Raw genomic sequence first — 13669 nt, 5'->3', positions numbered from 1 at the left:
TGCTGTCTCGTATGAGCCACACCTGGGCCGACCTGTTCGACCGCGCCGACCGGACGGACGCTGACGTCGAAGCTATCCGTGACACGCTCGGTGAGCGCCGAGATGACTGACCCCGACCCGACCCGCGTCGTCGCGGACGCGGATGTGCTCGTTGCGGACCTCCTGGTCGGCGGTCCCGCCCGCGAGGCGCTGGACCACGTCCGCCGGCACTCGTGGGTCGATCTCGTCGCAAGCGAGGCCCTGCTCGACGACGCCGAAGCCGCGATAGCGGCGCTCGCCGACGACGGTCTGGCGAGCGACTGGCGTGAACGGATCGAGGACGAGCGCGTCGCCGTCGACCACCCGCCGGACGACCATCCCGGCCTCGCCAGCGCCTACCAGTCCGGAGCGGCGCACCTGCTCTCGTTCGACGAGACGCTTCGCTCCGCGAAGACGGGCCTCTCTATCCAGCCGTATCAGGGGCTGTCCGTTCGTACGCCCGACGCCTTCGCCACCGTGTTCGACGCCGAGAGCCTCTACGACGCCACACAGGAGGGCGAGTACCCGGGACCGGACCGCGACCCGCGAGCCTAGGTCGGCGTCACTGACTGCTCGTCGACGAGAGTTACGCTGCCGTCCTCTACCCGCAGGTTGACGAGTGTCTTGACCTCGTGGTCGCCGTCGGCCAGCGCGTTCTCGCCGCCGACTTTCTTCATCACGACCACCGTGTCGACGAGGTCAGCGCCGATATCGTCGAGCGCCTCGATGATCGCCTTGAGCGTGCCGCCGGTCGAGAGCATATCGTCGAGCAACAGCACGCGGTCGCCCTCGTCGACGTCGTTGATGTACATCTCGCTCTCGCTGTACCCCGTCTCCTGAAACAACGCCACTTCGCCGTCCAGGCCGTACTGGCGCTTGCGAATGACGACGAGTGGGATGTCTGTCATCAGCGACACCGCCGTGCTGATGTGGATCCCCATCGCTGCGGGGGTGACGATCTTGTCTACGTCTTCCAGGTCCGCCTTCTGGATGATCTCGTTGACGACTTCCCGGAGCAGTCCGGGTTCGAGCATCGGAACGCAGTTGCTGATAGGATGAACGAGGTACTCGTAGCCGCCCTCCTTCTCGATGATCGGGGCGTCGTGGAGGGATTCTCGGAGTTTTTCCATGCCGAGTGTACTCGACAGCGGAAAAAAAGGTACTGATCCCTGCACCGCGCGGAGCAGGACAACAGCGGAGAATTCAGAGCGCAGACCGTCGACGCGCCGGACTCATACTGTCGGACGTTCCTGTTTCCGATGTTTCGCGGGAACGTCCCCGCGAAATTCGTCACTGACTTCCGTCCGTCAGTATCACTCGTTCCGCTCGGCGAGCCAGTCCGCGAACTTCGCCAACGCCCGCCCACGATGGCTGATTGCGTTTTTCTCCGCCGTACTCATCTCCGCGAACGTCCGGCCGTCGTGTGCGAAGATGGGGTCGTAACCGAAGCCGTCGTCGCCGCGCGGGGCGACGATCCGCCCGCGAACGCTCCCTTCGAACGTCTCGGCCGTCTCGCCGTCGTAGTAGGCAAGTACCGTTCGGAACGTAGCACGGCGGTTCTCCTCCCGCTGTGCGATCTCCCAGACCCGCTCGATCCCCAGCGTGTCCTCGACGAACGCGGAGTACGGGCCGGGAAACCCCGACAGCGCCTCGACGAACAGTCCCGTGTCGTCGACCAGAACCGGCTCGTCGCCGGGCGTCTCCGCGAACGTCTCCCGTGAACCGTATAGGGCGATATCTTTCAGTTCTCCCTGGATCTCCGTGTAGTCGTAGTCGACCTGTTCGACGCTCTCGTCGAGGTACTCGCGCGCCTCGTGGACTTTCCCCTCGTTTCCAGTGACGAACCGGATCATACTTCGAGAGGCGAACCCCGCGGGAAAATAGGCGTCGGTACGGTTCCCGTGTCCGCCGGATGCTCGCCACCACGCCGGTAAATAGCCGGACGCCTGCTACCGCGCTGTCACTGCTGAACGTTCACAGGGATCTTTCGGCGAGTCTACCGGAACGTACCTCCACAGCCAACAGTATAATTACTCTGAGGTGTTATTAACACACAATGACGGATCCGCCGGTGATAGTTATCGTCGACGAACCAGCAATCACAGTCCCCGCGACGACGCGCGTTACAGGTGAACTGGGATACGGGGAGGTCATACCGGTTGATACAGTCGCTGACGCCCGGGCGACGGTCGAACGAGAACCGAACGTCGGATGCGTCGTCTGCGGAAGTGGAGGGTCTGAGTCCGACGAACTCGAACTGGTTGCGGACCTCCGGTCGATTGCCCCGACGACGCCGGTCGTGTTATTTTCTGACGGTGATACGTCCGTCGAAGCAGCGCTCGACGCCGGCGCTGACGACGTCGTCACCGGCCGGGGCGAGCGAACCGACGACGCGTATCGACTGCTCGCCCGGCGCATCGATGCTCTCGTTTCTGCCGAGGAACCCCACGTCGACCGACACGGCTCGACGGCGCTACGCGCACTGACTGGACTCGACGAGTCCGACGCCGTCGCGGTTTTCGACGAGGACTTTCGACACACGTTCGTGGCGGGAGAGAGCGTCCTGATGGAGGGCGAGCGGGTGACCGATATCCCCGGCGGGGCGGCCGGAGCCTACCTCGAATCGGATTACCGCGCTACGCTCGACGGCGAATCGCGGTCGCGACAGCGCTCTATCGAGGACACTCTCTACCGGATCGACACGACGCCACTCGCGGGAAACGGGCGCACCGTTGGTGGACTCGTCCGGTTTACCGAACTCGAACGCGTGTCGGAGACGACACCGTCCGAGGCGGAAACCAACGAGAAGGTCGAACGGCTTCACGACATCACCTCGGAGTTAGACACCCTCGATTCGGTGACAGAGATCCTCGAACTCGCGGTTGATTCGGCTAACCGCGTCCTACAGTTCGACGCCTGTTCGATCTCGGAGCGGTCGGACGGCCGCATCGTTCTGCGGGCGGCGGCGACGTCCGACATCCAGGTCGGTGCGGAGGTGCTGGACGAGGGCGACGGGATCGCCGGTCGCACGATCCGCGAGGGGCGGACGTTTCTCGTCGACGACATCGGCGACCATCCGGAGGCGCGGCCGACCGAGGACAGCTATCAGTCGGTGCTGTCTATTCCGCTGGGCGACGACTACGTCTTTCAGGCCATCTCGACGAACGTCGGCGCCTTCACCGAGACGGACCGCGAACTGGCGGAGTTGCTCTGTACGCACGTCCAGCACGCCGTCGAACGCGTCGAGTTCGAATCGCTTCTCACTCAGGAACGGGACCGGTTCGCCGCGCTGTTCGAGAACGTCCCCGACGCGGCCGTCCGGTACGTCCTCGAGGATGGGGTTCCCCGGATCGAAGCCGTGAACGCGGCGTTCGTCAGGCTGTTCGGGTACGACCCGGACGACGCGGTAGGCCGACCCGTCGAGTCCCTACTCGTTCCTGACAGCGAAAGTGAGAGCGCCGCAGAGCAGTACCAATCGATCGCTGCCGGCGCTCAACTCGACCGCGAAGTCGAACGGTTGACGGTGGACGGTAGCCGCCCGTTCCTGCTCCGTAACGTCCCGTTCAGCGATGCCGACAGCACTGAAGGGTATCTCATTTACACGGATATCGCGGACCTGAAGGAGCGAGAGCGGCTCCTCGAGCGGAAAAACGAGCGGCTCGAACGGTTCACGAGCATCGTCAGTCACGACCTTCGCAACCCACTGTCTATCGCCACGGGCTACGTCGAGACGATGCTGGATTCGGGCGAGATGACCTACGCCGAGGAGACAGCGGAGGAACTCGACCGGATGGACCGGATGGTCAGCGAACTGCTCACGCTCGCCCGTGAGGGGGAGATCATCGGTCAAACGGAGACGGTCGACGTGGGCGCTGTTGCGACCGAGGCCTGGACGCACGTCGAGACTGAGGGCGCGGACCTGCAACTGGACGACCTCCCGTCGATAGAGGCCAACTCGGACCGACTCTCGGAACTGTTCGAGAACTGCTTCAGAAACAGCGTGGAACACGGGTCCCCGAGCGGTCAGACAGCGGCCGACGACGGCTCCCCTTCCGCCGACGGGGACGACCACGCCGGCGAGACACTAACGGTAACTGTCGGTGGACTGGACGGGACGGCGGGATTTTACGTCGCAGACGACGGTCCCGGCATCCCCGAAGCGGAGCGCGAGACCGTGTTCGAGTACGGCTATTCCACCGCGAACAGCGGCACTGGGTTCGGACTCGCCATCGTCGAGGAGATAGCGAACGCCCACGACTGGTCGGCGAGCGTAACCGAATCCGAGTCCGGCGGCGCGCGCCTGGAGTTCCACACCGAGTCCGGGGGCGAGATCTGACGTGGATCTAGTCGAACTGTCAGTGGTCGGGACGACGATCCGGGGCGTGGATGTCAGCGGTAACGAGGTCGAAGTCGACCTGTTCGGCTGGGACCAGCCGGCCCCCGAGGCCGAGTTCGAACGGCCGGTCGACGCCACCGTCTCGGGCCGGACGCGCCAGCTCGTTTTCCCCCCGTGGACTCACACCTGGATCTCGGAACTCGGGGACGACGAGATACCGATAGAGGGACAGAAGTTCACCAACGACCAGGAATCGATCTCGCTCGACCGGGGTCGGTACAACGTGCTGTTCGACCTGGACATGCGGGTGTTCGTCAACTTCGAGGGGTCCGCAACGGTCCACCGTGACTCTGCCAATCGGACGATCCTCTCCTTCGAGCATCCGACAGCGGTCACTGTTGGCCTCCAGTCGATGACGAAGTACCCGACCGAGACTGTCACCGTCCCCCGGACGACGGCGGGCGTCGCGACGGCTATCAGCGCCCTCTCGGTCTCTCACCCCTCCGGCGGTGTGACGGTGACGAGTCCGATGAGCCGACGGCATCCGCCGCGGGTCGAGTTCGGCGACGAGACCGCGATTCCCGAGTCAGTTCGCGAGAGCGCTCCTGACACGAGTGTAGCGATCCGCGTTCCGGACAGTATCGAATCGTTACTCCCCGTCGCACCGCTCGCGTACTACCTCGACGCCGAGGTGACTATCGACGAGCGGGGATCCCCGATCCTGCGTGCGCCGGACGTGGACCTCACACACGAGTTCGAGCCGATGCCGACGTTCCAGTTCGAGGTGGCTGATCTCCTTCGCCGGGTGTTCCTGCTCGACACGCTGGTCAAGTTCGAACACGAGGGGGCCGGACTCAGCGAGTTAGACGTGTTGCGGTCACTGCCGCCGGATTTCGACCGAGTGTATCGTGCGGATATCGACGAGCGCCTCCGGACGTATCTGTCGCTGCCGTACGAGCGACTCGAACCGGTCCTGCCGCCGTGGCACTACTGCGCGTATGTCGCCCCGACGGTCCGCAACGCGCGACTCCTGCCGTACGTGCTCGCCCACATGGGACAGGTCATGCTCTCGGACGCTGCGCCGCGATCGTCCGAGGGAGCGCGCGACCGCGACACCGAGTCTTTCCCGTTTGTCGGATGGGCGGACGACGACCCGCCGACAAACGCCTTCCGCGCCCGGCGACAGGGGTTCGAGAACGCGCTTGAATACGGCGTCAGCGCGGAGGATACCGCTCGGGCCGTCGTAGTCGACAACTCCTCAGATTCGGGCTCACAGGCGGATCGGCTCAGCGATATCCTCCGGACGTGTTCCACCAAGTCGCTGGAGGTTTCGGTCGCCAGCGACCTCTCGACGGCGGAACTCCGTGACCGGTTTGCCGCGTCCGCCAACCTCCTCCACTACGTCGGCGAGTACGACGACGGGTTCGTCTGCGCGGACGGAACGCTCGCTCCCGACGAGATCCCCGAGTCGAACGTCCGGATCGTCTTCGCGGACGCGAACGGGTCCGTCGAGGCGTGTGACTTGCTCGTCCAGCGAGGATCCGCCGCGGTGGTCGGGCGATACGACGACGGGGAGACGTTGGATACGGCGGGGCGCGAGGCGTTCCTCAAACTCCTCGGCGGCGGCGCGGCAGTCGAACAGGCGGCCCAGTACGCCCGACGGTACGGAGGGTCCGGAACGGGGCCTATCGTCGTCGGTGACGGCCTGACCCCGTTCGCGACGATGGACGGGATATACCCCATCGGCTACGAGATCGAACCGATCGACGGGCACCAGTTCAAGGTTACCGGCCATCCGGTCCTCCCCGACGGCGGGTTTCTGTGGTCGCCGGACATCTCCGATCCGGCCCAAAAGCTGGTCGGGACGACCCTGGAGTTCATCGTGCACGCGTCCGAGCTTCAGCGGCTACTGGCGAACGAACAGACGTTTCTGATCCTCGACGACGGGGTCTACTCGCCTCACGAAACCAGTGCCCTCTATCCGCTCACCTGAGCGCATACTGTCGGACGGACCGTCCTGACGAGAGTCGAGACCTCGGTGTGCCGACAGTTCTCGTGGACTACTGTCCGACAGTATCAGGCATCCGCCGAAACGCCGTGCGGAGACACGCCCGGGCGCGACGTTCCGCGTACGGGCTGTAGAAACTCTGGAGTTCTTGTAACGTTTTAAGAGCTTGAGGGACAAGAGCTGGACATGACCATAACGGTGACGATAACTGGAACAGGGATAGAGTTCGAACGCGAGGTTTCGGAGGAGCAGGCGGCTAAAATCGTCTCTATCGCTCTGACCGGTGATGCCGAATCCGACAGGGATCGGGAAGTCGATGTGCCCGACGCGGCGGACGATACGAACCATAGAAACGCTGTAGAGCTTCCGGACAACTTTTTCGACCGCCTCAGCCGAAAGCAGGACGCGTACGTCAGAACCCTGCTCGACGGCGACGGTTGGCTGACGAACGCGGCGGTACGCGAGCGGATGGCCGACGAGTACGGCGTCGAAACGGGCGGACCGCAGGGCATTTCCGGGATCCGCGCGGGATTCACTCGCAAGTACAGCGGCGAGTTCGACGTCGACGAGCAGCGCTGGACCGGCGAACAGAACGAGTACCGGCTAAACCCCGATTATGCGGACGACCTTGCGTCTGGATTCGACCTCTCTACCCCCGACTGAAACGGGGCGTTCGCCCCTACCGCGGTCGTCGATCGAACGTGTGACGACTCACTGAGTGCTCGACGGGAACTGCTCATCGGCGTAGTCGCGTTCGATCTGGTTCAGCATGTCGGCGAGGATGCCCGGGTAATCCTGCTCGAAGCGCTTGCCGGTGATACGGTCTGCCGGCCCGGCCACGTACACCGCGACGTTGCTATCGGTCACGGCGTCCGGAACGGTCATCGCGAGACTCCGGACCGCCTCGTCTTGCTCTCCGCGCTCGAAGGCGATGCCGCGTTCGCGAATGCGGGACAGTTCGTCGAACAGTTCCTCCGCGTCCGCGATGGTGTTTTGGGTGTACGTCGGCGTTCCGTGTCCCTCGACTATCTCGGACACTCGGTCCTCGTCGAGTCCGGAGAGGATCGCTTTTCCCGGGGCCGTGCAGTGGAGATACGCACTGTTCGTGACTTCGCCGATATCCTCCACGGCGCTCTCTCCGACGGTCTGGTAGACGTCGGTGCCGAGACCGCCGACCTCGACGTACACACCGGCGACCTCCTGTGTGATCTCCGCCAGGCGGTCTATCTCCGAGCGGAACTCGGGTACCTGCCGATTCGACGTGACGGCGTTTCCGATCTCGACGAAACGGGGGGAGACGTGGTACACGTAGCCGTCACGGTAGACGTAGTTGAGCGACCGAAGCGTCTGAAGGTGCTTGTAACACGTGCTTTTCGGGAGGTCGAGTTCCTGTACGATGTCGGTCAGTCGCGCGCCGTCTACCGCCGCGAGCGTCTCGACGATGTCGAACGCCGTCCGCGTCGCGTCGACCGTCTCGCCGCGCGAATCGTTCATACCAGTGCAGTCGGTGGCCGAATAAATATAGTTTGCCCACCCCCGTCAGGATCACCTATCGGGCTCACGGGCCGGTATCCAGTCAGGGCAGCGCCATCAGATACGACTCCCAGACGGCCTCGGGGTCCTCGCAGGCGATACTTGAGATGGACTCACAGGCATCGTACCCCCACATAAACACGCTGTCGGCGTCGCCGTCGAGGGCGGCCCGCGTCGCGGTCGCCACGTCCTCGACCGTCGCCGCCTCGTCGTCGAGCCGAAAGCCCTGCACCCAGATCTGACTTTCGAGGTCGTGCCGGTCCGCGAGGTCGGTGACGCGTGCCGTGCTGTCGGCCACGAACTCCGCACAGTCGTGGTCGTGGATCGCCCAGTACGGGTCGGTCGCGAACACGTCGAGGTCTTCGAGGCCCGCGAGTCGGTCCCAGTCCGAGAGGCCGTGGTCCCAGTCGTCGCTGGGAAGAACGCAGACGGCGTTTTCGGCCCCTTCGGCGGCCACGACGCCGGTCATCTCCTCGAAGAAATCGAGCAGGGACTCCTCCCGGAACTCGTCGACCGAGTCGGTCCGCTCGGCGGGCATCTCCTCGCCGTACTCCTGTTCGTATCGGTCCTGGCAGGCGGAACACCGGCAGGTCCAGGCACCCTGGGGTATCTCGTCGCCGTGCCATTCGGGAATGTACCAGTGCGGCTCGTCCCAGAAGACGACATCAGCGCCGGTCGCGACCGCGTCGCGGGACCACTCTCGCATGTACTCCCGGAACTCGGGGTGGTTGAAACACGCCGCCGGAAGGCGTTGTCCCGTCGATAGCTGTTGGCAGGCCTCCGGGTGACGGCCGATGAACTCCGAGAGCGCCTCGCCGCCGAAGACGCGTCCGACGCCCCACGGGTTGACGTACACCCGGAACCCTCGCTCGTGACTCGCCGAGACGATATCCGCCATCGTCTCCTGATAGTACTCCCGGTCGCGTTCGCTGAACGTGTGTAAGACGGCGTCGAGGCCGCGCTCGCGGAACCGGTCCAGGTCTTCCCGGACGTGGCTCTCGCTCCGGACGCCGAAGTAACTAGTGCCAGTCTCGACCATCGGTAACAGTAGCCACGCAAAGAGAGGATAAGGAACTTTCGGTGTGTGCTACTGCTTCACGCTCCCCGACGTCAGTCCCTCGACGATCGGCCGCTGGAAGAGGACGAAAAGCGCCAACAGCGGGATCGTCGCCACCGTCGAAGCGGCCATCATCTGTCCCCAGAAGGTCTGAGAACGGGCCTCGAACCGAGTGATCCCGATCGCGAACGGCGTCACGTCGCTGGACGCCAGGATGGACGCGAACAACACCTCGTTGAAGGCGGCGATGAACACGAACATCCCGGTGGCGGCGATACCCGGTGCCGCAAGCGGGAACACGATCCGTATCAGCGCCTGGAAACGCGTACAGCCGTCGATACGCGCGGCGTCTTCCAGTGCCGCGGGGATCGTGTCGAAGAAGCCTCGAAGCATCCAGATCGCGAACGGAACGGTAAACGTCGTGTACACGAAGATCATCCCGTGATACGTGTTCCGTAGCGGGATCCCGACGTTCGTCTGGACCCAGACGAACAGCAGATACATCGGCAACAGGATCAACACGCCCGGGATCATCTGTGTCCCGAGGATCGCGCCGCCGAACAGCTGTTTGCCGGGGAAGTCGTAGCGGGAGAACGCGTACGCCGCGAGGCTCCCGATGAACAGCGCGAGTGCCGTCGTCGTCAGCGAGATGACGAGGCTGTTCACGAAGTAGTCGATCAGCGGGAAGCGGTCCCACATGTCCAGATAGTTCTGATAGTAAAACGACGTGGGTAGCAGGCTGGGGTCGGTCTGGGTCACGTCCGACCAGGTGCGGAAGCTGGTGATGACCATCCAGTAGATCGGGAACAACGCGAAGATGAGGATACAGACGAGTACCGACTTGGCCAGCAGGTCGAACAGCATGTCCCGGTGTTCGTCTTTCATCTTCATCCGCCGATACCTCCGCCGAAGCTGTCGTCGATAACTCTCCGGTAGTAAACCATCGCTAACACCATCGCGACCAGGAAGAGAGCGACGCTCATCGCCGCACCCAGCCCGAACTCGTAGTTCTGGAACGCGTAGTTGTAGATGAACAGCATCAGCACTTCACCGTGTCGGCCAGACCCGCCACCGGTGAGCACGAACGGCACTGTGAAGTTGATCATCGACCAGAGCACCATCAACAGCACGACGACAGCCGACACCGGTTTCAGCTGCGGGAGCGTTACGTAGCGGAACTTCCCCCACCGACCGGCACCGTCGATCGATGCCGCCTCGTACAACTGGTTGGGGATCGATTTCAGCCCCGCGAACAGCATGATCGTGGCCCACGGGAAGTAGATCCAGACGTTGGTGAGCGTCACCGAGATGATCGTCTTGCTTCCGAGCAGCCAGAGGATCGGTTCGTCGATGATCCCCGCCGTCTGTAGCAGGTGGTTGATGATCCCCGTGTCCGAGAGGAGCATCATCCGCCAAGTCAGCAACACGACGACGATCGGGGATATCCAGGGAAGGAGGATCAGCGTTCGGGCCACCTTGCTCCCCCGGAACCCGCGGTTCAGGATCAGCGCCGTGATCAGTCCAAGAACGTAGGCACCGCCGACGCTCCCGACGGTAAAGATGAGCGTCTGGCGGAGCGAGAACCAGTAGCGCTGGCCGACTATCGTCGCCGGGTCGAGTACCCGCGTGTAGTTGCTGAGGCCGGTGAACGGCGCTTCCGTCCACCGAGCGATGTACAGCGCGTCGAGTTCCATGAAGCTGATCGCGAACCCCCAGACGATCGGAACGAAGTGGATGATGAACATCATGGCGATCGCCGGGAGGATGAGCTTGTAGGCGTACCTGTTCTCCTCGGTAAGGCGAGTCCGTTGTCGGATCCATCCGCTCACCCCGTGGGTATCACGGCTTTCCGGATCGCCGACGGCGTGTCCCGATGTCGTGTCGGAGGGGCCCTCGCTCATTGATTGTCTAGGGCGTTCTGGGCCTGTTGGGCCGCGTCGTCGAGTTCCTCACGAGTGACGCTCTCGTCCCAGTTGTCGGTGGCGACGGACGTGAGGATCTCGCCGACTGCGTTGTTGATAGACTCTTCGACCTGCCCCCAGCCGAGGACGGCGGGGAAGGTTTTCCCGGTCGGGAGGATCTCCTCCTGGAAACTGTCGTACAGGTGTCCCTCGTAGATGTCCAGTTCGAAACTGTCCTCGCGCGTCGGCAGGAATCCGACGGACTTGGAGAGTTCGCCGTTGACCTGCTGTTTTGAGAGGTAACTCACCCACTTGGCGGCCTCCGTGGGGTGGTCCGTCCAGGGGTGAATTCCGACGAGTTCGAGGCCGAAAAACGTCGCGCTGTCGCCGTTCGGTCCGGCGGGGAGTTCGTGGATCGAGAAGTCCTCGCGGGAGACGTCGTCTCGCTCCTCTTCGAAGCGCTCGACGGCAGTCAGCGACCCCCAGAGACTTCCGATCCGCTCGTTAATGAACGCGCTGTTGATCTCGTTCGGTCCCCACTCGGCGGAACTAGACGGGATGGCGTCGTGTTCGCTGATCAGACTCGCCCAGTAGTTCATCCCTTCGACGGCCGCGTCGCTATTGAACGTGACTTCCGAGTTATCGTCCGAGAGCAGTTGACCGCCGTTTTGCCAGGTCAGCGTCGCGAAGTGGTGGCCGAGGTCCGGCACGACGCCGGTCAGCCCGAAGAGGTTCTTGTCCGGATACTCCGACTGGAACTGCTCGTTCATGTCGGCGAGTTCGTCCCACGTCGACGGCGATCCGTCGAGGCCAGCATTTTCCAGAAGCGGGTCGTACTGAAGATGTCCGCGCGGTCCCCAGTACCAGGGGACACCGATCTGCTTGCCGTCGTACATCGCAACGTCCTGGACAGGGTCGAAAAACGGGTCCAGTTCCTGATACCCGTCTATCTCCTGCATGTCCATCCAGCCGCCCGCTTCGACCTGCTGAGGGATCCACGAGGAAGCGATCTCCTCGACGTCCGGTCCGCTCTGGCTCGTGATGCTCGCCATCTGCTGTTCCGACGCCTCGCCCCAGCCCATGAGTTCGTACTCCACTGCGATCCCGGTTTCGTCCTCGAAATCCGCGGTGTGTTTGTCTAGTTGGTCTTCGAGTCCCGGTGCGTCCATGTGCCGGATCTGGAGCGTCACGTCGCCGTCGTTGCCGTCGCCCAGCACGCCGAGACAGCCGGCGAGTCCGACTGTCCCCGTCAGGCCCGTCGCTTTCAGCACGCTTCTCCGACTACTATGTACGTCTAGCTGGCTATGGCTGTCTGCCATGACAGAAATTACCGAGCATTGGCCGGTTCATAAATGTTTCGTAAGAAATCTTTAACGAATGCAAGTAACTGCCGCTCAATCAACCGTCGACGTTCGTCTGATCAAACCGGCGGACGCTCTTCCGTTCGACTGAGTTCACTCCCCCGGTCGGCTGAGGTCGCTTGCTCGACTGAGTTGCTCTCCCAGACGACTGCGTCCGCCCGCCAGTTCCGGCTGCTGGTCGGCCAGTCGAGTACGACCGGGCCGGCGGCGAGCCTTCCTGACGGACACCGTGGAGTGAGTGTTGACCGGGGCAACAGGTTTATTTTGATACCCGGGGAACACCGAATCAATGCGAGCGCTAGTCACGAATGGGAGTGGTACCGTCTGGGAGGAAAACCGCGACCGGCCGGAACCGGAACCGGGCGAGGCTCTGGTGCGGGTCCGTGCCGTCGGCATCTGCGGCAGCGATGTCGGTCTGATCCACGGCGAGGGGCCGCCGTGGACGGAGTATCCGCTGGTTCCCGGACACGAGGTGTGTGCCGAAGTGGTCGAACTGGGCGACGACGTAACGTCGCTTTCCGTCGGCGACCGCGTCTCGCTCCACGGGTTCGTCTACTGCGGTACCTGCACCCACTGCCGGGACGGGCGCTACTACCAGTGCCGCGACTTACAGGAGATCGGCTTTACGATCGACGGAGGATACCGCGAGTTCGCAGCCTTCCCCGAGGAGACGCTTCGGCCCCTGCCGGACGACATCTCCGATGTCGCCGCGACGCAGATAGATTCCGCGGGCTGTACCCAGCACGCGCTTCGACGCGTCGAAACGTCAGTGACAGACACCGCCGTCGTCCTCGGCCCCGGGTCGCTCGGCCTGTTCGGCGTCCAGCTCCTGCGCGCCCGCGGCGTCCGAGATATCGTTCTCACCGGCACCCGCGACGAACGGCTCTCCGTGGGAGCGGACTACGGCGCTGTCCGGACGGTCAACGTCCGCGAGGAAGACCCGGTCGAGGCCATCCGGAACCACACCGACGGCGACGGCGCGGACATCTGCGTCGAGGCGGCGGGTGCCGGCGACGTGGTGAACACCTGCTTGCAGGCCGCCGGAAAGCGCGGGACGGTGGTTCTCACCGGCGTGTTCGACGGTCTACGGGAGGTCGATCCGAACGACATCGTCGCCAAGGAACTGGAGGTAGTCGGCGGTGTGACCGCCGCCCACGCCGTCGACGAATGCGCTGAACTGTTCCGCCGAGGGGACCTGAGCGTCGACGGCATCGTCACTCACGAGTTCCCGCTCGCGGCGTACGAGGAAGCGTTCGAGACGGTAACCGAGCGACGTGACGGCGTGATCAAAGCGGTTCTCCGCCCCTGATCGGAGTTTCGTTCTCGTGAACAACGGGCGACATTGACGTTCGCTGCTTTTCTCTCATCCGGACGCAAGTCACCGAAGCGATTCGCGGACGACCCCGGCGAACGCTCTGAACGGTAGACCGCCAGTGTGGAGAGGTTGCCAGTCGC

At 63.6% G+C, this 13669-nt stretch carries 12 protein-coding genes; 5 read left to right on the top strand and 7 right to left on the bottom strand.

Annotated elements, in window-relative coordinates:
* The first annotated feature begins 102 nt into the window (after positions 1-102).
* Positions 103-573 (top strand): hypothetical protein, encoded by a 471-nt coding sequence (locus SM753_RS06380; RefSeq protein WP_323190972.1) that lies wholly within the window; start codon positions 103-105, stop codon positions 571-573.
* Here the strand turns inward: SM753_RS06380 and hpt are convergent.
* Both hpt and SM753_RS06370 read right to left on the bottom strand, forming a co-directional pair.
* On the bottom strand, positions 570-1148 hold the full coding sequence (hpt, locus tag SM753_RS06375; protein WP_135536161.1) for a hypoxanthine/guanine phosphoribosyltransferase: 579 nt from the start codon (positions 1146-1148) through the stop codon (positions 570-572). The genes SM753_RS06380 and hpt overlap by 4 nt on opposite strands.
* Before the next feature lie 183 nt (positions 1149-1331).
* Complete coding sequence (locus SM753_RS06370; RefSeq protein WP_323190971.1) at positions 1332-1871, bottom strand: XTP/dITP diphosphatase; 540 nt, start codon at positions 1869-1871, stop codon at positions 1332-1334.
* 203 nt (positions 1872-2074) lie between these two features.
* On the opposite strand from SM753_RS06370, the gene SM753_RS06365 reads away from it, so the two are divergent.
* The 3 genes from SM753_RS06365 (at position 2075) to SM753_RS06355 (ending at position 7025) form a co-directional block, all read left to right on the top strand.
* A complete protein-coding gene (locus tag SM753_RS06365) occupies positions 2075-4354 on the top strand; it encodes an ATP-binding protein (RefSeq protein ID WP_323190970.1) in 2280 nt (759 codons plus the stop codon).
* Between the two features lies 1 nt (position 4355).
* Complete coding sequence (locus SM753_RS06360; RefSeq protein ID WP_323190969.1) at positions 4356-6347, top strand: hypothetical protein; 1992 nt, start codon at positions 4356-4358, stop codon at positions 6345-6347.
* A gap of 201 nt (positions 6348-6548) precedes the next feature.
* Positions 6549-7025 carry a hypothetical protein gene (locus tag SM753_RS06355; protein WP_323190968.1) on the top strand — a complete coding sequence of 159 codons (477 nt, stop codon included), beginning with the start codon at positions 6549-6551 and terminating at the stop codon, positions 7023-7025.
* Between the two features lie 48 nt (positions 7026-7073).
* On the opposite strand, the gene SM753_RS06350 is transcribed toward SM753_RS06355, so the two are convergent.
* The 5 genes from SM753_RS06350 to SM753_RS06330 all read right to left on the bottom strand — a co-directional run bounded on the left by SM753_RS06350 (position 7074) and on the right by SM753_RS06330 (position 12172).
* On the bottom strand, positions 7074-7856 hold the full coding sequence (locus SM753_RS06350) for an IclR family transcriptional regulator (protein ID WP_135536166.1): 783 nt from the start codon (positions 7854-7856) through the stop codon (positions 7074-7076).
* A gap of 82 nt (positions 7857-7938) precedes the next feature.
* On the bottom strand, positions 7939-8934 hold the full coding sequence (locus SM753_RS06345) for a hypothetical protein (RefSeq protein WP_323190967.1): 996 nt from the start codon (positions 8932-8934) through the stop codon (positions 7939-7941).
* A gap of 48 nt (positions 8935-8982) precedes the next feature.
* Positions 8983-9843: a carbohydrate ABC transporter permease gene (locus SM753_RS06340; protein WP_369335326.1), complete on the bottom strand. Its 861-nt coding sequence runs from the start codon at positions 9841-9843 to the stop codon at positions 8983-8985.
* A complete protein-coding gene (locus SM753_RS06335; protein WP_323190965.1) occupies positions 9840-10853 on the bottom strand; it encodes a sugar ABC transporter permease in 1014 nt (337 codons plus the stop codon). The genes SM753_RS06340 and SM753_RS06335 overlap by 4 nt, the downstream gene beginning before the upstream one ends.
* Positions 10850-12172: an ABC transporter substrate-binding protein gene (locus tag SM753_RS06330; protein WP_135536169.1), complete on the bottom strand. Its 1323-nt coding sequence runs from the start codon at positions 12170-12172 to the stop codon at positions 10850-10852. Before SM753_RS06330 ends, SM753_RS06335 begins: the two co-directional genes overlap by 4 nt.
* 331 nt (positions 12173-12503) lie before the next feature.
* Here SM753_RS06330 and SM753_RS06325 point away from each other — a divergent pair, with 331 nt between their 5' ends.
* Complete coding sequence (locus SM753_RS06325; protein WP_323190964.1) at positions 12504-13523, top strand: alcohol dehydrogenase catalytic domain-containing protein; 1020 nt, start codon at positions 12504-12506, stop codon at positions 13521-13523.
* Positions 13524-13669 lie beyond the last annotated feature (146 nt).

Origin of the sequence: Halostella sp. PRR32 (genome assembly GCF_034808085.1) — an archaeon.
Lineage (GTDB): Archaea > Halobacteriota > Halobacteria > Halobacteriales > Natronoarchaeaceae > Halostella > Halostella pelagica.
This window is presented reverse-complemented; position numbering and strand designations above follow the sequence as displayed.

Coding starts and splice junctions, on each gene's coding strand:
- SM753_RS06380 (WP_323190972.1), top strand. CDS start 103: ATGACTGACCCCGACCCGACCCGCGTCGTCGCGGACGCGGATGTGCTC.
- hpt (WP_135536161.1), bottom strand. CDS start 1,148: ATGGAAAAACTCCGAGAATCCCTCCACGACGCCCCGATCATCGAGAAG.
- SM753_RS06370 (WP_323190971.1), bottom strand. CDS start 1,871: ATGATCCGGTTCGTCACTGGAAACGAGGGGAAAGTCCACGAGGCGCGC.
- SM753_RS06365 (WP_323190970.1), top strand. CDS start 2,075: ATGACGGATCCGCCGGTGATAGTTATCGTCGACGAACCAGCAATCACA.
- SM753_RS06355 (WP_323190968.1), top strand. CDS start 6,549: ATGACCATAACGGTGACGATAACTGGAACAGGGATAGAGTTCGAACGC.
- SM753_RS06350 (WP_135536166.1), bottom strand. CDS start 7,856: ATGAACGATTCGCGCGGCGAGACGGTCGACGCGACGCGGACGGCGTTC.
- SM753_RS06345 (WP_323190967.1), bottom strand. CDS start 8,934: ATGGTCGAGACTGGCACTAGTTACTTCGGCGTCCGGAGCGAGAGCCAC.
- SM753_RS06340 (WP_369335326.1), bottom strand. CDS start 9,843: ATGAAGATGAAAGACGAACACCGGGACATGCTGTTCGACCTGCTGGCC.
- SM753_RS06335 (WP_323190965.1), bottom strand. CDS start 10,853: ATGAGCGAGGGCCCCTCCGACACGACATCGGGACACGCCGTCGGCGAT.
- SM753_RS06330 (WP_135536169.1), bottom strand. CDS start 12,172: ATGGCAGACAGCCATAGCCAGCTAGACGTACATAGTAGTCGGAGAAGC.
- SM753_RS06325 (WP_323190964.1), top strand. CDS start 12,504: ATGCGAGCGCTAGTCACGAATGGGAGTGGTACCGTCTGGGAGGAAAAC.